Raw genomic sequence first — 17,515 nt, 5'->3', positions numbered from 1 at the left:
CTCAGGTCTCCCGCTCGATCGAGCTGTTCTGCCCGGCGCCCGAGCTGGTGGGCGGGGTGTCGGTGCCCTCGCGGCCGCGCTCGGCCGGCTGGCGGCCGGCGGGCTCGGGGGTGTCCGGGTGGTGCTGGGCCGCCCCGGCGCGCTCGGCGGGCGTGTCCGCGGAGGCGACGGCGGTGTCGGCTGCCTGCTCGGACGCCGTCTCGCCCGGCCCGCCCGCGGGCTCGACGTCCGGCTCGGGGGCGGCCTCCGGCTCGGGGCCCTGCAGCGACGGTGCGGTCTCGCCGCGCTCGGCGGCCAGCCGCACCCCGGCCAGCGTCGGCTCACCGGTCGACGGGGCGTCGATCGCGGCCCGCTCGGCGGCCAGGTCGGCGTGCTGGGAGAAGCCGGCCAGCTGCCGGGAGACGCCGCGGAAGTCGGTCAGCGGCGCCCCGCGGGTGGGTGGCGGCTTCTCCCCCATCCGCAGCGCGGTGACCAGCGCCCGGGCCGACTCGACGTCCTGCTGGTCGTAGAACTCGTAGTCGACGGTGACCACCGGCGCGTAGTCGCAGGCGGCCAGGCACTCGGCGTGCTCCAGGGTGACCGAGCCGTCGGCGGCGGTCTGGTCGTGGCCCACGCCGAGGTCGGCGGAGATCGCGTCGTAGATCCGCTGCCCGCCGAGGACGGCGCAGAGCGTGTTGGTGCAGACGCTGACCAGGTGCTCACCGGTCGGGTGCCGCTTGTACATCGTGTAGAACGTCGCGACCGCGCCCACCTCGGCCTTGGTCAGCCCGAGCAGCCGGGCGCAGAACCCCACGCCCTCGGGCGAGACGTAGCCTTGAACCGACTGCACCAGGTGCAGCATCGGCAGCAGCGCCGACCGCGGCTGCGGGTAGCGGGCCATCAGCTCGCGGGCCTCGGCCTCGGTCTGCTCGGTCAGCGGCGGCAGGTCCGGGGCGGCCGGCTCGACCGGGCTGGCGTCCAGCCCGGTGACCGCCGTCCCCTCGTAGGAGCCGGGCAGTGCACTCATCGATCCACTCCCCCCATCACGGGGTCGATCGAGGCGATCGCGGCGATGACGTCGGCGATCATGCCGCCCTCGCTCATCGCCGCGGTGGCCTGCAGGTTGACGAAGCTGGGGTCGCGGACGTGCACCCGGAACGGGCGGGTCCCGCCGTCGCTGACCACGTGGTAGCCGAGCTCGCCGCGGGGGGACTCGATGGCCGTGTAGACCTGGCCGGCCGGCACCCGGAAGCCCTCGGTGACCAGCTTGAAGTGGTGGATCAGGGCCTCCATCGACTGGCCCATGATGTGCCGGACGTGATCCAGGGACTGGCCCATGCCGTCGGCGCCCAGGGAGAGCTGCGCCGGCCAGGCGATCTTCTTGTCCTCGACCATCACCGGTCCGGGCTCGAGCCGGTCCAGTGCCTGGCCGATGATCTTGATCGACTCGGTGATCTCGCCCATCCGCACCAGGTAGCGGCCCCACGCGTCACAGGTGTCCGCCGTCGGCACCTCGAAGTCGTAGGTCTCGTAGCCCAGGTACGGCTCGACCTTGCGCATGTCCCAGGGCAGCCCGGCCGCGCGGAGGACCGGGCCGGTGACGCCGAGGGCCACGCAGCCGGTGAGGTCGAGGAAGCCGACGTCCTTGAGCCGGCGCTGCCAGATCGGCTGGCCGGTGAGCAGCCGATGGGTGCCGGCGACCCGCTCGGGGAGGACGGCGAGCAGCTCCCGCACGGACTCGACGGCGCCCTCGGGGAGGTCCTGCGCCAGCCCGCCCGGGCGGACGTAGGCGTGGTTCATCCGCAGCCCGGTGATCTCCTCGAGCACGTCCAGGACCAGCTCCCGCTCCCGGAAGCCGTTGGTCATGCCGGTGAGCGCGCCCATCTCCATGCCGAAGGTGGCCAGCGCGACCAGGTGCGAGGCGATCCGGTTGAGCTCCATGACCAGCACCCGGATGGTCTGCGCCCGCGGCGGCGCCTCGATGCCGAGCAGCTTCTCCACGGCCAGGCAGTAGCCGGTCTCGTTGAACAGCGGAGCCAGGTAGTCCATCCGCGTGACCAGGGTCGTGCCCTGGGTCCAGGTGCGGTACTCCGTCGTCTTCTCGATGCCGGTGTGCAGGTAGCCGATGACGACGCGGGCCTGGGTGACCGTCTCGCCCTCGAGGTCGAGCACCAGGCGGAGCACCCCGTGCGTGGAGGGGTGCTGCGGGCCCATGTTGACCACGAGCCGCTCGTCGCCCTGGGTGTCGGCGCCGAAGGTCTGGTCCCAGTCGCCGCCGGTGACCGTGTAGACCCGGCCCTCGGTCGTCTGCCGCGAGCCGGCGTACGGGTCGCTGGTGGTGGTCATCGGTAGCTCCGCCGCTCGTCGGGGGGCGGGATCTGCGCGCCGTGGTACTCCACCGGCACGCCACCCAGGGGGTAGTCCTTGCGCTGGGGGTGACCCTCCCAGTCGTCGGGCATGAGGATCCGGGTCAGCGCCGGGTGGCCGTCGAAGACGACGCCGAACATGTCCCAGGTCTCGCGCTCGTGCCAGTCCGCGGTCGGGTAGACGGAGGTGACCGAGGGGACGTGCGGGTCCTCGGCGGTGACCGCCACCTCCAGCCGGATCCGCCGGCGGTAGGTCATCGAGGTCAGGTGGTAGACGACGTGCAGCCGCGGCCGGTCCGGCGTCACAGCGGGGCCGCCGCTGTCGGCGTAGTCGACGCCGGAGACGCTGCTGCACAACTCGAAGCGCAGCGCCTCGTCGTCCCGCAGGGCCCGGACCAGGGTGAGCAGGTGCTCGCGGGCGACGAACCAGGTGATCTCACCCCGGTCGACCAGGACCCGGTGGACGGCGGCGGCGTAGGTGGCCTGGCCGACCGCGTCGGTCAGCGCGTCGGCGACCTCGTCGAACCAGCCACCGTAGGGCCGGTCCGTGGAGTGCAGCGCCACGGCCCCGCCGGGCTCGACCCGGACCAGCCCGCCGAAGCCGGAGGTGTCGCCGCTGCCGGTGACCCCGAAGGCGCCCTTGCGGAATCCCCCGCCGGGCTCGGTCGCCGCGCCGAAGCCCGCCTCGTCGCTCACCGGTCCGCTCCGGGCAGGACGACGGCGTTGCCTCCGCGCTGCTCGATGGCGAACTGACCGGTGCGGCCCTCGGCGGCGGCCTGCTCGTAGGCGCGCCGCGCCGCCGGGTCGGCCCGGACGCTGGAGGGCATCGCCAGGTGCAGCTCCGGCGCCGTCCCGTTGGCCCGGGCCTCGGCCTGCTCCCGGGCACGCTTGGCGCCCAGCGGCTGGTGCTGGATCTTGTGGTGCAGCTTGAGGATGGCGTCGGTGAGCATCTCCGGCCGCGGCGGGCAGCCCGGCAGGTACATGTCCACCGGGACGATGTGGTCGACGCCCTGCACGATCGCGTAGTTGTTGAACATGCCGCCGGAGCTGGCGCAGACGCCCATGGCGAGCACGTAGCGCGGCTCGGGCATCTGGTCGTAGATCTGCCGGAGGACCGGGGCCATCTTCTGGCTGACCCGCCCCGCCACGATCATCAGGTCGGCCTGCCGCGGGGAGGCGCGGAAGACCTCCATGCCGAAGCGGGCCAGGTCGTAGCGGCCGGCGCCGGAGGCCATCATCTCGATCGCGCAGCAGGCCAGGCCGAAGGTGGCCGGCCACAGCGAGGACTTGCGGGTCCAGTTGACCAGCTTCTCCACGCTGGTCAGCAGGACGCCGCTGGGGAGCTTCTCCTCCAGGCCCATGTCAGCGCCCCCTCTCCGTGGTCGGTGTGGTGCGAGTCAGTCCCACTCCAGCCCCCCGCGGCGCCACTCGTAGACGAAGGCGATGAAGACGGTGCCGATGAAGACGGCCATCGCGGTGAGGCCCCACAGGCCCAGCGCGTCGTTGGCGACCGCCCACGGGTAGAGGAAGACGATCTCGATGTCGAAGACGATGAACAACATCGCGGTCAGGAAGTACTTGACCGGGATCCGCCCGCCGGTGAGCGGCTGGTCGACCGGCTCGATGCCGCACTCGTAGGCCTGCACCTTCGCGCTGTTGTAGCGGCGCGGGCCGATGAACGGGGCCGCGGTGACCGAGAAGAGCGCGAAGCCCGCCGCGAGCACGAAGAGCCCGACCAAGGGCACGTAGTTCGACAGCATCAGCCACCCCCCACCGGGGGCGTGCACGTCTTCGGGCGGGACACTGCGACGACCTCCCCATGCTCGTGGACACCGGACCGACGACTGCGAACTGGTTCACCGTCTGCTTGTGAACAAGTTCACAAAGTCTCGTGGTCGAAGCCTATGCCGAGGGGTGTCGGAACACCAGGACCCCCGGTGATCGAGTTCACACCGGGGGTCCTGACAGGCCGCGCAGAGCGCTGATCGTGGGCTCACAGCGGCCCGGGGGCCGATGTGGGCGGCGGCGCGGTGGGGTCGGTCGGGCCCGGTCCCGGGACCGGCGCGGGGGCCGGCGGGGAGATCGGGTCGGTCGGGGAGATCGGGTCGGTCGGGTCCGGTCCCGGGACGGGATCCGGGGCCGGCGGGGAGATCGGGTCGGTCAGCGACGGGGGCGCGGGGGTTGGCGGGATCGTCATGCCCGGAGCCTGCTCCTCCCGGGGCGGCCGGGGAACACCCTCCGCCCGGGACGGGGACTCGCCGAGTGACGAGCTGTGCACGTCTCCGCCGGGCACGAGGCGTCGACGACTCGACACTCGACGAGCGGAGACCGACGCGGCGACCAGCAGCAGGAGCGCGGGCGCCAGGAGGTGGGCACCCCCTGGGCAGTCGTCCCTAGACGCGGGTGCCGCGGTGCAGGGCGACGACGCCGCCGGTGAGATCGCGCCACGCGACGTCGGCCCAGCCGGCGCCCTGCAGCCACCGCGCCAGCTCCGGCTGCGGCGGCCACGCCCGGATGGACTCGGCCAGGTAGACGTAGGCCTCCGGGTTGCTGCTGACCGCCCGCGCGATCATCGGCAGCGCCCGCATCAGGTACTCGGTGTAGACGGTGCGGAACGGCCTCCACACCGGGCTGGAGAACTCGCAGACCACCAGCGTGCCGCCGGGCCTGGTCACCCGGGAGAACTCGCGGAGCGCCGCCTGCGGGTCGGCCACGTTGCGCAGCCCGAAGGAGATGACGACACCGTCGACGCTCTCGTCGGCCAGCGGCAGCGCCATCGCGTCCCCGGCCACCTTCGGTACCGGCCGGGACGCCCCGGCGCGCAGCATGCCCTGGGAGAAGTCGCAGGCGATCGCGTGCACTCCCCCGGCGGCGAGCTCGACGGTGGAGACCGCCGTCCCGGCCGCGACGTCGAGCACGGTCGCACCCGGCCGCGCACCCAGCGCCTCGCGGGTGGCCCGGCGCCAGCCGGCGTCCAGCCCGGCGGAGAGCACCGTGTTGGTCAGGTCGTACCGGCCGGCGACCCGGTCGAACATCGCCGCGACCTCCGCCGGCCGCTTGTCCAGCCCGGCTCGCGTCCCCGCCGTCCCAGCCCGTTCCCCGGTCGCCACGACGGCGACGCTACCTGCGCCCCTCCTACCCTGGAGCGGTGACCACGGCAGCCGCACGCACCGCGACCAGCGCGGCAGCGGTCACCACCACCCCCCTGGGCGCCCGGCGCACGCCGCTGCTGACCCTGCTCCCCCGCGACGGCGCGCTCGCCTGGGTGCGCCGCGGCGAGGGCCTGATCGGCTGGGGCGAGGCGGCCCGGCTGGAGGTGTCCGGCCCCGGTGCGCTCGCCGAGGCCGCCGACTGGTGGGCCCAGCGCTGCGCCGGTACCGAGGTCCACGACCCGGTCGGCGTCCCCGGCTCCGGGCCGGTCCTCTTCGCCTCCGTGGCCTTCGACCCGGCGGAGGGGACGTCGGTCTTCGTCGTCCCCGAGGTGGTCGTGGGCCGCCGCGACGGGTGCACCTGGGTGACCGTCACCGGCGACGCGGACGACGAGGACCTCGCCGTCGTCGAGACCTCACCGCAGCACGCGGCCACCTCGATCGGCCGGCTCGCCTACGCCGACGGCGCCCTCGACCCGATGGCCTGGTGCGGCGCCGTCGCCGCCGCGGTCGCCCGGATCGACGCCGGCGAGCTGGACAAGGTGGTGCTGGCCCGCGACCTGCTGGTCAGCGCCGACCGGCCGTTGGACCCCCGCCGGCTGCTGCTCCGCCTGGCCGAGCGGTTCCCGGACACCTGGACGTTCGCCGTCGACGGCCTGCTCGGCGCCACCCCCGAGCTGCTGCTGCGCCGGACCGGCCGCGAGCTGGACGCCCGGGTGCTGGCCGGCACCGCCCCGCGGGGCGCCGGCGCGGAGGACGACCGGCTGGCGGTGGGCCTGCAGACCTCGGTCAAGGACCACGCCGAGCACGCCTACGCCGTCGACTCCCTCGCCGACGCGCTCCGGCCGTTCGTCGACGAGCTGGTCGTCCCCGAGCAGCCCAGCGTGCTCACCCTGCCCAACGTCCGGCACCTGGCCAGCGACGTCCGCGGCCGCCAGCGGGACGACGACGCCACCGGACTGCTGGAACTGGTCGGCGCCGTGCACCCCACCGCCGCGGTCTGCGGCACCCCGACCGCCGGCGCGGCCCGGGTGATCGCCGAGCTCGAGGGGATGGACCGCGGCCGCTACGCCGGGCCGGTCGGCTGGCTCGACGCGCGCGGCGACGGGGAGTTCGGGCTGGCGCTGCGCTGCGCGCAGCTGACCGGGGCCGACGGGGGGCGGCAGGCCCGGCTGTTCGCCGGGTGCGGCATCGTCGCCGACTCCGACCCGATCGCCGAGCTGGCCGAGACCCAGGCGAAGCTGGCTGCCTTCCAGGCCGCCCTGGAGGACTGACTCCCTCCCCCGGAAGGGGGGATCACACCGCCTGAGTGCCCCCCTCAGGTGAAGACGAGCCGCCGGCGTCCCGACAGTCTCCAGAACGGGAACACCGACAGGGGGACGACGGATGGACAGCAGGACGCTGAACGGTGGCGGGCGTACGGCCGTCGCCGCGTGGCTGCTGCTGGCCGCTGCCCTCATCGTCCTGGTCGGGTCCACCGGCGGCGAGACCGTGTCCTCGGTCGTCTCCCTGCTCGTCAGCATCACCGCCGCGGTCGCCGCCTGGCTGGGCGTCCGGCGGTGCCGCCCGGGGCCGGCGGCCCGGTGGGTCGCGGTCGCCGTCTCGCTCAACGCCCTCGGCGACCTCCTCTGGCAGCTCCAGGCGTGGCTGGCCGATGCCCCGCCGGACGTCTCGGTGGCCGACGCCGCCTACCTGTCCTCCTACTGCGCCCTGGGGGCCGCACTGCTGGTCTACGCCGGCGACGGCGACCCCCACCCACGGGCCCGGTTCCACGCCCTGCTCGACGGCGCTGCCGTGCTGGTGATCGCCCTGCTGGTGGTCTGGCAGAGCTCCGTGCACTCGACGCTGACCGACGACAGCCTGCCGCTGGGCACCCGGGCCGTCTGGGCTGCCTACCCGCTGCTGGACGCGGTGGTCATCGGCCTGGTGGTGCGCGGCATGGTCGTGCAGTCGCGGATCGGGGTGCCGGCGCTGCTGCTCGGCCTGGGCTCTACCGCCTGGCTCGCCTCCGACCTGGCCTGGCTGCTGCTGGCGGCCCCGAACACGGTCAGCGGCTGGCTGGACGCCGGCTGGCTGATCGGTGCGGCCGCGTTCGCCGCGCTGCCCTGGAGGGACCGCTCGGACCTCCCGGCCGGCCCGACGGTCACGCCCGGGACCGGGCGCTGGCGGATGACCCTGGCCTTCCTGCCGCTGCTGGTGCCCGGGGCGTTCGAGCTCCGGGCCTGGGTGGCCGGGGAGGACATCGACCCGCTGCCGGGCCTGCTGGCCACCTCCACGCTGACCGTGCTGATGATCGTGCGCGCCCAGCGGCTGCTCACCGACCAGAGCCGTGCCCGGGCCGAGGTCCACTCGTTGGCCCGGCGCTACGAGGCACTGGCGGTGACCTCCTCCGACGCGGTGGCCGTCGTCGACCGTGACGGGCGGCTCACCTCGGACTCCCGGTCGCTCGCCGCGCTGCTCGGGCGCCCGGGCTGCACCGGGCGCTCGCTGCCACAGCTGCTCAGCGGCGTCGGTGTGGACCCCGCCGACGTCCTGGCCACCCTCGACCGGGCCCGGCTCGTGCCGGGTCAGCCGGTCGAGCTGGAGCTGCGGGGCGACCACCCCACCGGCGGCACGGTGTGGCTGGGTGGCCGCGTCGTGGACCTGCGAGACGACCCCGACGTCGGGGGCATCGCCATCAGCGTCTACGACATCACCGCCCGCAAGCTGGCCGAGCAGGAACTGGCCCACCAGGCCTTCTACGACGGGCTCACCGGGCTGGCCAACCGGTCGCTCTTCCTGGACCACGCCGAGCAGGCGCTGCGCCGGGCCGGCCGCACCGGCAGCCCGCCGATCGTGCTCTGCCTGGACCTCGACGGGTTCAAGGACGTCAACGACAGCCTCGGCCACCTGGCCGGGGACGACCTGCTCCGCACGGTCGCCGAGCGACTGCAGGGCGTCGTCCGTGCGACCGACACGGTGGCCCGGCTGGGCGGCGACGAGTTCGCCGTCCTCATCGACGACACCCGGGGCGGCCTGCCGGCCGCCGCCTCGCTGGCCGAGCGGCTGCTGCAGGTCCTCGGCGAGCCGGTGCTGCTGCACGGCCACCGGGTCACCGTGGCCGCGAGCATCGGCATCGTCGCCGCCGAGCCCGAGGCGACCCCGCTGTCGTTGTTCCGCGACGCCGACATCGCCATGTACCGGGCCAAGGCCGCCGGCCGGGCCCAGTGGGTCGTGTTCGCCCCGCAGATGCGCGCCGCCGCGCTCGAGCGGATCCAGCTGGAGCGGGAGCTGGGTGGGGCACTCGCCGCCGGCCAGCTCCGGCTGGTCTACCAGCCGGTCGTCGACCTGCAGACCGAGCGGGTGGTCGGCTTCGAGGCGCTGCTCCGCTGGCAGCACCCCACCCTCGGCGCCATCGGGCCGGACCGGTTCGTCCCGGTCGCCGAGGACTCCGGGCACATCGTGCCGATCGGTCGCTGGGTGCTCGCCGAGGCCACCCGCACGGCTGCCCGCTGGCAGCGCGCCCACCCCCGGGCCACGCCGCTGTCCATGGCGGTCAACGTCTCCGCGCGCCAGCTGGTCGGCAGCACCCTGGTCGACCACGTCGCCGAGGCGCTGACCTCCAGCGGCATCGCGCCGTCCTCGCTGGTCCTGGAGGTCACCGAGACCGCGCTGGTCACCGACCCGGACGCGGCGGCCGAGCGGCTCCTGGAGCTGCGCGCGCTGGGCACCCGGCTGGCCCTGGACGACTTCGGCACCGGCTATTCCTCGCTGAGCTACCTGCGCCAGTTCGACGTCGACGTGCTCAAGATCGACCGCTCGTTCGTGAACCTGCTCGACGGCTCGGCCGACGACGCGGCGATCGTGCACGGGCTGGTCCAGCTGGGCCGCACGCTGCGGCTGGAGGTCGTCGCCGAGGGCGTGGAGACCGAGGTCCAGCGGGACCGGCTGCGCGCGGAGCGCTGCGACCTTGCCCAGGGCTGGCTGTTCGCCAAGCCGCTGGAGGCCGACGAGGCCGAACTGCTGCTGCTCGCCGAGGCCTCCGGCACACCGGCGCTGCCCCGCCCGCGGCCGGCGCCCATCGCCGGCGACCTGCCCGTCGCCCAGGCCTGAACCGGCGCCGGCCTAGCCGAGGGCGGTGACGGCGGCCGCGCGCAGCCGCGTGGCCAGGGCCGCCTCGGCGGCGGCTTCGGTGCGGACGACGACCACCCGCGGCCCGCCGGCGCCCAGCGCGGCCACCAGCTGCGAGGGGTCGCTGACCGCGGTCGCCGCCCAGCCGAGCGAGCGGGCCACCGCCACCAGGTCCCGGCCGTGCGGGGTGCCGAACACCCGCCGGTAGCTGGCCGCGTACTGCGGCTGCCCCGGCTCCAGCTGGGCGAAGATGCCGCCCCCGTCGTTGTCCGGGACGACGACGGTCAGGTCCGGCCGCAGCTCACCCGCCCCGGGCAGCAGCCCGGTCAGGTCGTGCAGGAACGTGAGGTCGCCCATCAGCGCGAACGCCGGACCGCCACCGGCCCCTTGGTGCGCCAGCGCGGCCCCGACCGCGGTGGAGATCGTGCCGTCGATGCCGGCCACCCCCCGGTTGGCCAGCACGGTCAGCCCCGGCCGCGGCACGGCCAGCCGGTCGACGTCGCGCACCGGCGTGGAGGAGCCCAGCACCAGCAGCGCGCCGGCCGGCAGCGTGGCCACCAGGTCCCGGGCCAGCCGGGCCGCGGTCAGCCCGCGCCCGGGGACGTCGTCCAGCTCCGCGTCGACCGCCGCCCCGACCAGCCGGGCGGCCTCGGCCCACTCAGCCGCCCACTCCCCGCCGCCCCGCGGCCCGGGGTCGCGCAGGGCCAGGCCCGGGTCCAGCTGGGCGCTGCCGACGACGCTGCTGCCCCGGCCCGGGTCGGCCCAGCGCGGCGAGGGCCCGTAGGTCTCCACGGTCACCGCCGGGTCGCCCAGCAGGGCGTTGACCGGCCGGGAGAGGGTGGGCCGGCCGACGACGACCACCCGGTCGGGCCGGTGTGCGGCCAGCCAGTCGGCAGCTCCCAGCAGCAGGGCGGAGCCGCGCACCGCCCCGCTCGCCCCCCAGGCCCCGCTGCTGGGCTCCGCCAGCACCGGCCAGCCCCGCTGGTCGGCGACGACGGCAGCAGCCCGCCCGACCGCGGAGGGGGCGTCCCCGGCGACGAGCAGGGTGCGCCCCCCGCCGGCCGGCTCGCCGCCGGTCAGCGGTGCGCTCCGCGTCCCGTCACCGGCCGAGGTGGTCCACGGCGCACCGTCCGGACGCCCGGTGAACTCACCCGAGAGCGGCGCCGGTCGCTCCCCGCCGCCATCAGGCATGAGCGGCTCACGGAGGGCCAGGTTCAGGTGCACCGGACCGGGGTCGCCGGACAGCGCACCCCGGGCCACGAGCAGCGCCTTGGCGACGACCGACCGCCAGTACCTGTTCTGCGCCGCCTCGCGACCCGGTTCGGGCACCCCGACGTCCAGTGCCCAGCGCACCGCACCGCCGTAGAGGCCGACCTGGTCGATCGTCTGGTTCGCGCCGGTGGCGCGCAGCTCCGGCGGGCGGTCCGCGGTCAGCGCCAGCACGGGCACCCCGCTCTCGTGCGCCTCCAGCACCGCCGCGTGCAGGTGGGCGGTCGCCGTCCCGGAGGTGGTCAGCACCGGCACCGGCCGCCCGGCGGCCTTCGCCAGCCCGAGCGCGAGGAACGCCGCCGTCCGCTCGTCGATCCGCACGTGCAGCCGCAGCCGGCCCGCCGTCTCGGCGTCGGCCAGCGCCAGGGCGACCGGTGCGGAGCGGGAGCCGGGGGCGACCACCGCGTCGGTGACGCCGCCGCGGACCAGTTCGTCGACGAGCACCCGGGCGAAGGCGGTGGCCGGGTTCACGGGGCCGTCACCGCGGCCAGCCGGGCACGCCAGCGCTGCTCGACCGCCGGCTCGGCCGCGGTCTCGGCGAGCCGGTCGGGCTCCGGGCGGCGCACCGGCAGCGCACCGTCGACCGGCAGCAGCGGCTCACCGGTGACGTCGTCGGTGAACAGCGCGACCGTGGCCAGGCCGCAGGCGAACGGCAGCTCCGGCAGCGCGGCGGCCAGCGCGACGCCGGCGGCGATCCCGACCGAGCTCTCCAGCGCCGAGGAGACCACGCACGGCAGCCCGTGCGCCTCGGCCACCGCCAGCGCCGCCCGCACCCCGCCCAGCGGCTGCACCTTCAGCACCACGACGTCGGCCGCCTCGCGCAGGTCGACCTCGCGGGGGTCGGCGGCGCGGCGGACCACCTCGTCGGCGGCCACCCGCACCTCCACCCGCCGGCGCACCGCCGCCAGCTCACCGATCGTGGCGCAGGGCTGCTCGGCGTACTCCAGGCCCACCCGGTCCAGCTCGCGCAACCGCGCGACCGCGGTGTCGACGTCCCAGGCGGCGTTGGCGTCCACCCGGATCGCCCCGGCCGGGCCGAGCGCATCGCGCACCGCCTCCACCCGGGCCAGGTCGTCGGCGGCGGACTGGCCGGGCTCGGCGACCTTCACCTTCGCGGTCCGGCACCCCGACCCCGTCACGATGGCGTGTGCCCGGTCCGGTTCCACGGCCGGCACCGTGACGTTGACCGGCACGCTGTCCCGCAGCGGGTCGGGCCAGCCGAGGACGGCGGACTCGTGCGCCGCGGCCCACCAGCGGCGGCTCTCGGTGACGTCGTAGTCCCAGAACGGGGAGAACTCGCCCCAGCCGGCCGGGCCGCGCACCAGCACCCCGTCGCGGACGTCGATGCCGCGGAACCGGGTGCGCATCGGCACCGACCAGACGTGCACCGCCAGGGCCGCCGCTGCGGCGTCGGGAGGGGCGGTGACCACGGCCGACAGCGTAGGCGGGCGGGCGGGACACCCGGGGGCGGTCCTGGTGCACAGGCCAACCGACCCCTAGCGTGCACTCCGCAGCGCCGCCCCGATCCGGCGCGCCCGAGACCCGGAGGTCCCCCGTGGCCCACTCGACGGCTCCAGGGACCGTCACCGTCGACCGCACCCCCCGCCGTCCCGGGCTGCCGGTGCGGTGCGGCGTGCGCGGCTGCGCCTGCGAGGACCCCCGACAGCTGCGCAACGCCGCGAACCTCGTCACCGTGGTGCGCACGTTGGCGTCGCTGGCGCTGGTGACCACCGCTGCCGTCCAGCACTCCTGGCCGTGGCTGCTCGCCGCCTACCTGACCTACTGGATCGGCGACTCCGCCGACGGCAACGTCGCCCGCTGGCGGCACCAAGAGACCCGCTTCGGCGCGGTGTTCGACGTGGTCTGCGACCGGATCAACTGCATCAGCTGCGCCCTGGTGCTGCTGATGTTCATCGACGCACCGTGGCCGGTCGCGGTCTTCCTCTTCCAGTTCGTCGTGGTCGACCTGCCGCTGACCTTGCTGCCGATGCGCTGGCCGGTGCTCTCGCCCAACTACTTCTTCCTCGTCGACCGGCTGGCCTGGACGCTGAACTGGCACGTGGTCGCCAAGGTCACCAACACCACCCTGCTGGTCCTGCTGCTGGTGTTCCTGCCCGACCAGCGGGTGGCCCTGGTCGCCGCCTCGGTGGTGCTGGTGATCAAGGTCTGGTCACTGGGCCGGGTGCTGCGGCTGCCCCTGCCCAGCGACCCGGTGCACGTCCGGCAGCCGACCTCGGGCGCCGCCGCCCGTGCCTGACGCCGGCACGATCGGCCTGATCGCGCTCGGCCTGGTGGTCGGCGCGGTCTCCGCCGTCACGCCGTTCCTGCCGGTGGAGGCCTACGTGATCGGCCTGGCGGTCGCCCAGTCCCCCACAGTGGCCGTCGCCGGCGCCGTGGCCGCGGCGATCGGCCAGACCGCGGGCAAGGTGCTGTTGTTCTCCGCCGCCCGGGGCGCGACCAGCTCCCGCTGGCTGGAGCGGCTGCGCGAGCGCGGGGCGGCGGAGGCGGCCGCCATCGCCGCCGCCGAGGCGGCTGGGGAGCCACCCCCGGGCGGGCCGGTGAAGCGGGCGCTCCGGCCGGTGGGCCGCTGGCTGAGCCGGGTCAACGCCCGGGGCGTCGCGCTGCTGTCCGGCCGCGGGGGCCCGGGGGTGGTGCTGCTCAGCGGCTCGGTGGGCATCCCGCCGCTGCTGGCGATCGCCTTCTACGCCGGGACGTCGAAGATGAGCCTGCGGGCGTTCGTGGTGACCTGCCTGGTCGGCCGCGCCATCCGGTTCGTCGTCCTGGCGCTGGTGCCCGACCTGTTCTGAGTGCGGGCCGCCGTAGCCTGACTCCTCGTGCACCGGCAGCTGACCCTCGTGGCCGCGCCGCCGCCGGAGGCGGCCGCGGCGGTGCTGTCCACCGTCTGGCCGGCGCTCCTCCGCAGCCTGGACGGCGACGGGCCGCTGGCCGTGCTGCCCGCCGGCACCGGGCCCGCCGACGCCGCGCGTGCGGTGCTCCGGCCCGACGAGCCGCTGGAGCCGGGCACGGACCTGGTCGTGGTGACATCCGGGTCGACCGGTGCGGGTAAGGGCGTGCTGCTCTCCGCGGCGGCGCTCCGGGCCTCGGCGGCCGCCACCGCCGACCGGCTGGGCGGCCCCGGCAGCTGGCTGCTCGCCCTGCCGACCTCGGCGATCGGCGGGCTGCAGGTGCTCGTCCGGACCGCGCTGGCCGGCCGGGAGCCCGTCGTCCTCAGCCGGGGCGAGTCGCTGGCCACCGCCGCGGCCCGGCTGCCGGCCGGCGACCGCCGCTACGTCGCCCTGGTGCCCACCCAGCTGCGCCGGTACCTGGCCGATGAGCCTGCCGTGCTGACCTCCTTCGACGGCGTGCTGATCGGCGGCGCCGCCACCGACCCCGCCCTGCTCGCCGCCGCCCGCCGCGCCGGCGTGCAGGTGCGCACCGCCTACGGCATGAGCGAGACCGCCAGCGGCTGCGTCTACGACGGCGTGCCGCTGGCGGGGGTCTCCGTGCGGGTGACCGACGGCATCGAGCTGGCCGGCCCGGTGCTGGCGTCGGGCTACCGGCTCGACCCGGCCGGGACGGCGGCCGCCTTCCGCGACGGCTGGTTCCGCACCCGGGACGCCGGCTCGCTGGACGACGCCGGCCGGCTCACCGTGCACGGCCGGCTGGACGACGTGGTGATCAGCGGCGGGGTCAACGTGTCCCCCCAGGCCGTGGAGGCGCTGCTGCGCGAGCACCCGTCGGTCACCGACGCCGTCGTCACCGGGCTCCCCGACCCCGAGTGGGGGCAGCGGGTGGTCACCGCCGTCGTCGCCGCCTCCGGCGCCACCCCGGACCTGGCCGAGCTGCGCCCCTGGGTCACCGCCCGGCTCGGCGCGGCCGCCGCCCCCCGCGAGCTGACGGTCGTCGACGCGCTGCCCACCCTGCACACCGGCAAGCCCGACCGCCGGGCCGTCGCACGCACGCTGAGAGGAACCGACTGATGGCCACCCCCGCCCAGTGGCTGGCAGGGGCCCGACCCCGCACGCTGCCCGCCGCGCTCGCCCCGGTGCTCGTCGGCTCCGGCACGGCGGCCGCGCTCGACGGCTTCCGGCTGGTGCCCGCGCTGCTCGCCCTGGCCGTCGCGCTCGCGCTGCAGGTGGCGGTCAACTACGCCAACGACTACTCCGACGGGAAGCGCGGCACCGACGCCGACCGGGTCGGCCCGATGCGGCTGGTCGGCTCCGGCGCGGCCACCCCGCACCAGGTGCTGGTCGCCGCGCTGGCGTCCTTCGCGGTGGCGGCGGTGGCCGGCCTGGCGCTCGCGGCGGTGTCCAGCTGGTGGCTGGTCGCCGTCGGTGCGGTGAGCATCCTGGCGGCCTGGACCTACACCGGCGGCCCGATCCCCTACGGCTACCGGGCGTTGGGCGAGGTCTTCGTGTTCGTCTTCTTCGGCCTGGTCGCCGTGGTCGGGACGACGTTCGCCCAGACCGAGACGCTGGACGGGCTGGCGTTCGCCGCGGCGGTGCCGATCGGGCTGCTCTCGGTGGCGCTGCTGGTGGTCAACAACCTGCGCGACGTGCACGGGGACGCCGCCGTCGGCAAGCGGACGCTGGCGGTGCTGCTCGGCGAGGCCCGCACCCGGGTCTTCTACACCGGCCTGCTGGTCGTCGCCTTCGCCGTGATCGCCGGGATCGGCGTCGTCCGGCCCTGGGCGCTGCTCGGCCTGCTCGCCGCACCGCTCGCGGTGCCGCCGGTGCGCACCGTGCTGGGCGGCGGCCGCGGGCCGGCGCTGATCGGCGCGCTCAAGGCCACCGGTCAGCTCACCCTGGTCACCGGCGTCCTGTTCGGCCTGGGCCTCGCCCTCAGCTGAGGCCTCACTGCAGGGCCCGCTCCGAGCGGCCCCTGGAGCAGGGCCGTCAGGCGTCGTCGGCGGCGGTGCCGCGGAGCTCGGCCCGCAGCCGCTCCTTGCGCTCGTTGCGCGCCACCAGGGCACCGGTCAGCTGCTCGCGCACCCGGCCCAGCGCCAGGTAGGACACCGGCATCGCCAGCAGCACCCCGAACAGGAAGCCGGGGGTGCCGGGCAGCCCGAGCACCCACAGCAGCCCGATCAGCGCCGCGGCGATCGCCAGCCGACCGAGGGTGTAGATCGCCAGCCACTTCGCGACACCACCCCGGCTCGGCGCCCCGCCGTCGGTGCCCCCGGGCACGGACGCCCCGGCTGCCCTCATCTGCTCAGCCACGACGGCCCTCCCACTTGGTCGACAACACCACGGTCGTCCGGGTGCGTGCGACGCCCCGGACCCTGTTCAACGCACTGATGGTGTCCTCCAGTGCCCGGATGTCGGGAACCCGCACCTTGAGCACGTACCCCTCGCTGCCGGCGACCCGCCAGCAGTCCTCCACCGACGACAGCTCCGCCAGTGCCGCTTCCAGACCGGTGTCGTCGACCTGGTCGCTCTCGATCACCCCGACCAGGGCGGTGACCCCGAGCCCTACCGATGCCGGGTCGACCACGGCCTGGTAGCCGGTGATCACACCGGCTGCCTCCAGCTTGCCGACCCGCTCGTGCACCGAGGGGGCCGAGAGCCCGACCTGCCGGGCGAGCTCGGCGTAGCTGGCCCGGCCGTTGGCCCGCAACAGGCTGATCAGCTGCTCGTCGACCGCGTCGATGTCGCCCTCCGGCTCCTCGGGTGCGCGCCCGGCAGACCGCCGGCGCAGGGCCCGCCCCGGTCGGGCAGGAGATCACCGGGTCCGAGTATCGCCGCGGTCGTACATTGGTGGCGATGAGGGGGGTGGCCCGATGGTCTTCCTGGTGATGTTGGTGATCGCGGTGGCCGTGGTCGTGCTCGTGATGCGCGCCGCGTCGGCGCAGGACGGTGGCCGAGGGGGGTCCGGTGGCATCGGTCGCCCGGAGCGCCCGCCGCGTGGGCCCCGCCCACCCCGGGCGCAGCGGCCCACCCGGCCGGTGGCCCCTGACGACGATCCGGAGTTCCTGCGTGAGCTGGAGCGACGGGCCCGTCGGGACGACGGCAGCCTGAACTGAGACCCGCGGGCCAGCCGGCCCGCTCCCGGACGCACCACGAGCCGTCAGCCCTCCGGGGCTGACGGCTCGCTGCGCCTGGGCGTCCTGCTCAGGCGGCGTCGCTGCCCGACCGCGCGGACGAGGCGGCCGGGCTCCCCCCGAGCCACCGGCGCCAACCGGACCGGCGCCGGTCCGGTCGTCCGTCCCCGGCCGCCGGCGCCACGGGGGTCACGGCCACCGCGGTGGTGGAATCCGTCGTCTCGGCGGCCGGGGGGTGCGTGGCGCCGTCGCGGTCCGGCCAGCCGAGGCCGGAGCCCTCACCAGGCTCGCCGGGCCAGCCGAGGCCACCGTCCGGCTGGCTCTCCCCTTGCTGGCTGTCGACCTGCTGACCGTCCGGGAGGCCGGGCGCGTGCCGGGGCGGGCCCGGCTCCACCGACGTCGTCCGCTGCCGCAGCGCGGCCGCGACGATCGGGTCGACGCGGGCACCGTTCCCCGCCGAGTGCCTACCCACGGTGAACTCGACCGCGCTCAGTCATGCGGTCAGGATGACACGGTGCGCGCCCTGGGGCGCACCGTCCCAGGAGTCGCGCGTCCTGTTCCACCCGATCGTGACAGTGGGTGACCGGCCTGAGAACCCGGAG

Annotated in this window: 19 protein-coding genes; 7 read left to right on the top strand and 12 right to left on the bottom strand. The window is 75.6% G+C overall.

The window, feature by feature from the left end; genetic code table 11:
• Position 1: 1 nt before the first annotated feature.
• The 7 genes from nuoE to IN07_RS02300 all read right to left on the bottom strand — a co-directional run bounded on the left by nuoE (position 2) and on the right by IN07_RS02300 (position 5,455).
• The gene (gene nuoE / locus IN07_RS02330) at positions 2-1,006 is read right to left on the bottom strand and encodes an NADH-quinone oxidoreductase subunit NuoE (RefSeq protein ID WP_036333181.1); all 1,005 of its coding nucleotides are present in this window, start codon (positions 1,004-1,006) and stop codon (positions 2-4) included.
• Positions 1,003-2,325 carry an NADH-quinone oxidoreductase subunit D gene (locus IN07_RS02325; protein WP_036333179.1) on the bottom strand — a complete coding sequence of 441 codons (1,323 nt, stop codon included), beginning with the start codon at positions 2,323-2,325 and terminating at the stop codon, positions 1,003-1,005. The genes nuoE and IN07_RS02325 overlap by 4 nt, the downstream gene beginning before the upstream one ends.
• Positions 2,322-3,041 (bottom strand): NADH-quinone oxidoreductase subunit C, encoded by a 720-nt coding sequence (locus tag IN07_RS02320; RefSeq protein WP_036333177.1) that lies wholly within the window; start codon positions 3,039-3,041, stop codon positions 2,322-2,324. Before IN07_RS02320 ends, IN07_RS02325 begins: the two co-directional genes overlap by 4 nt.
• A complete protein-coding gene (locus IN07_RS02315) occupies positions 3,038-3,706 on the bottom strand; it encodes a NuoB/complex I 20 kDa subunit family protein (RefSeq protein WP_036333175.1) in 669 nt (222 codons plus the stop codon). Before IN07_RS02315 ends, IN07_RS02320 begins: the two co-directional genes overlap by 4 nt.
• Positions 3,707-3,742: 36 nt before the next feature.
• The gene (locus tag IN07_RS02310) at positions 3,743-4,105 is read right to left on the bottom strand and encodes an NADH-quinone oxidoreductase subunit A (protein WP_081975124.1); all 363 of its coding nucleotides are present in this window, start codon (positions 4,103-4,105) and stop codon (positions 3,743-3,745) included.
• Positions 4,106-4,338: 233 nt separating this feature from the next.
• The gene (locus IN07_RS25045) at positions 4,339-4,542 is read right to left on the bottom strand and encodes a hypothetical protein (RefSeq protein WP_036333173.1); all 204 of its coding nucleotides are present in this window, start codon (positions 4,540-4,542) and stop codon (positions 4,339-4,341) included.
• 196 nt (positions 4,543-4,738) lie between these two features.
• A complete protein-coding gene (locus IN07_RS02300; RefSeq protein WP_081975117.1) occupies positions 4,739-5,455 on the bottom strand; it encodes a demethylmenaquinone methyltransferase in 717 nt (238 codons plus the stop codon).
• 38 nt (positions 5,456-5,493) lie between these two features.
• Between IN07_RS02300 and IN07_RS02295 the strand changes: the two genes are divergently transcribed.
• Both IN07_RS02295 and IN07_RS23725 read left to right on the top strand, forming a co-directional pair.
• Positions 5,494-6,768: an isochorismate synthase gene (locus IN07_RS02295; RefSeq protein WP_036333170.1), complete on the top strand. Its 1,275-nt coding sequence runs from the start codon at positions 5,494-5,496 to the stop codon at positions 6,766-6,768.
• 112 nt (positions 6,769-6,880) lie between these two features.
• The gene (locus tag IN07_RS23725; RefSeq protein ID WP_052090570.1) at positions 6,881-9,586 is read left to right on the top strand and encodes a putative bifunctional diguanylate cyclase/phosphodiesterase; all 2,706 of its coding nucleotides are present in this window, start codon (positions 6,881-6,883) and stop codon (positions 9,584-9,586) included.
• 12 nt (positions 9,587-9,598) lie between these two features.
• Here the strand turns inward: IN07_RS23725 and menD are convergent, their stop codons facing one another.
• Together menD and IN07_RS02280 are read right to left on the bottom strand one after the other, a co-directional pair.
• Positions 9,599-11,344: a 2-succinyl-5-enolpyruvyl-6-hydroxy-3-cyclohexene-1-carboxylic-acid synthase gene (gene menD / locus IN07_RS02285; RefSeq protein ID WP_036333168.1), complete on the bottom strand. Its 1,746-nt coding sequence runs from the start codon at positions 11,342-11,344 to the stop codon at positions 9,599-9,601.
• Positions 11,341-12,303: an o-succinylbenzoate synthase gene (locus IN07_RS02280; protein ID WP_052090567.1), complete on the bottom strand. Its 963-nt coding sequence runs from the start codon at positions 12,301-12,303 to the stop codon at positions 11,341-11,343. The genes menD and IN07_RS02280 overlap by 4 nt, the downstream gene beginning before the upstream one ends.
• A gap of 125 nt (positions 12,304-12,428) precedes the next feature.
• Here IN07_RS02280 and IN07_RS02275 point away from each other — a divergent pair, with 125 nt between their 5' ends.
• From IN07_RS02275 to IN07_RS02260, 4 genes are read left to right on the top strand one after another with little or no spacing between them, the layout of a single operon-like run.
• Positions 12,429-13,130: a CDP-alcohol phosphatidyltransferase family protein gene (locus IN07_RS02275; RefSeq protein ID WP_197058316.1), complete on the top strand. Its 702-nt coding sequence runs from the start codon at positions 12,429-12,431 to the stop codon at positions 13,128-13,130.
• Positions 13,123-13,680, top strand: a complete 558-nt coding sequence (locus tag IN07_RS02270; protein WP_036333166.1) for a hypothetical protein — start codon at positions 13,123-13,125, stop codon at positions 13,678-13,680. The genes IN07_RS02275 and IN07_RS02270 overlap by 8 nt, the downstream gene beginning before the upstream one ends.
• Before the next feature lie 27 nt (positions 13,681-13,707).
• A complete protein-coding gene (menE, locus tag IN07_RS02265) occupies positions 13,708-14,853 on the top strand; it encodes an o-succinylbenzoate--CoA ligase (RefSeq protein WP_231557955.1) in 1,146 nt (381 codons plus the stop codon).
• Positions 14,853-15,722 carry a 1,4-dihydroxy-2-naphthoate polyprenyltransferase gene (locus tag IN07_RS02260; RefSeq protein WP_036333164.1) on the top strand — a complete coding sequence of 290 codons (870 nt, stop codon included), beginning with the start codon at positions 14,853-14,855 and terminating at the stop codon, positions 15,720-15,722. Before menE ends, IN07_RS02260 begins: the two co-directional genes overlap by 1 nt.
• Before the next feature lie 46 nt (positions 15,723-15,768).
• Here the strand turns inward: IN07_RS02260 and IN07_RS02255 are convergent, their stop codons facing one another.
• Both IN07_RS02255 and IN07_RS02250 read right to left on the bottom strand, forming a co-directional pair.
• A complete protein-coding gene (locus IN07_RS02255; RefSeq protein WP_036333162.1) occupies positions 15,769-16,092 on the bottom strand; it encodes a DUF4229 domain-containing protein in 324 nt (107 codons plus the stop codon).
• Complete coding sequence (locus IN07_RS02250) at positions 16,085-16,522, bottom strand: Lrp/AsnC family transcriptional regulator (protein ID WP_036333160.1); 438 nt, start codon at positions 16,520-16,522, stop codon at positions 16,085-16,087. Before IN07_RS02250 ends, IN07_RS02255 begins: the two co-directional genes overlap by 8 nt.
• Positions 16,523-16,652: 130 nt before the next feature.
• Between IN07_RS02250 and IN07_RS02245 the strand changes: the two genes are divergently transcribed.
• On the top strand, positions 16,653-16,895 hold the full coding sequence (locus tag IN07_RS02245) for a hypothetical protein (protein ID WP_036333158.1): 243 nt from the start codon (positions 16,653-16,655) through the stop codon (positions 16,893-16,895).
• Between the two features lie 88 nt (positions 16,896-16,983).
• On the opposite strand, the gene IN07_RS02240 is transcribed toward IN07_RS02245, so the two are convergent.
• Positions 16,984-17,385 (bottom strand): hypothetical protein, encoded by a 402-nt coding sequence (locus IN07_RS02240; RefSeq protein WP_036333156.1) that lies wholly within the window; start codon positions 17,383-17,385, stop codon positions 16,984-16,986.
• Positions 17,386-17,515: the final 130 nt, after the last annotated feature.

The organism is Modestobacter caceresii, assembly GCF_000761485.1.
Taxonomy (GTDB): Bacteria; Actinomycetota; Actinomycetes; order Mycobacteriales; family Geodermatophilaceae; genus Modestobacter; species Modestobacter caceresii.
This window is presented reverse-complemented; position numbering and strand designations above follow the sequence as displayed.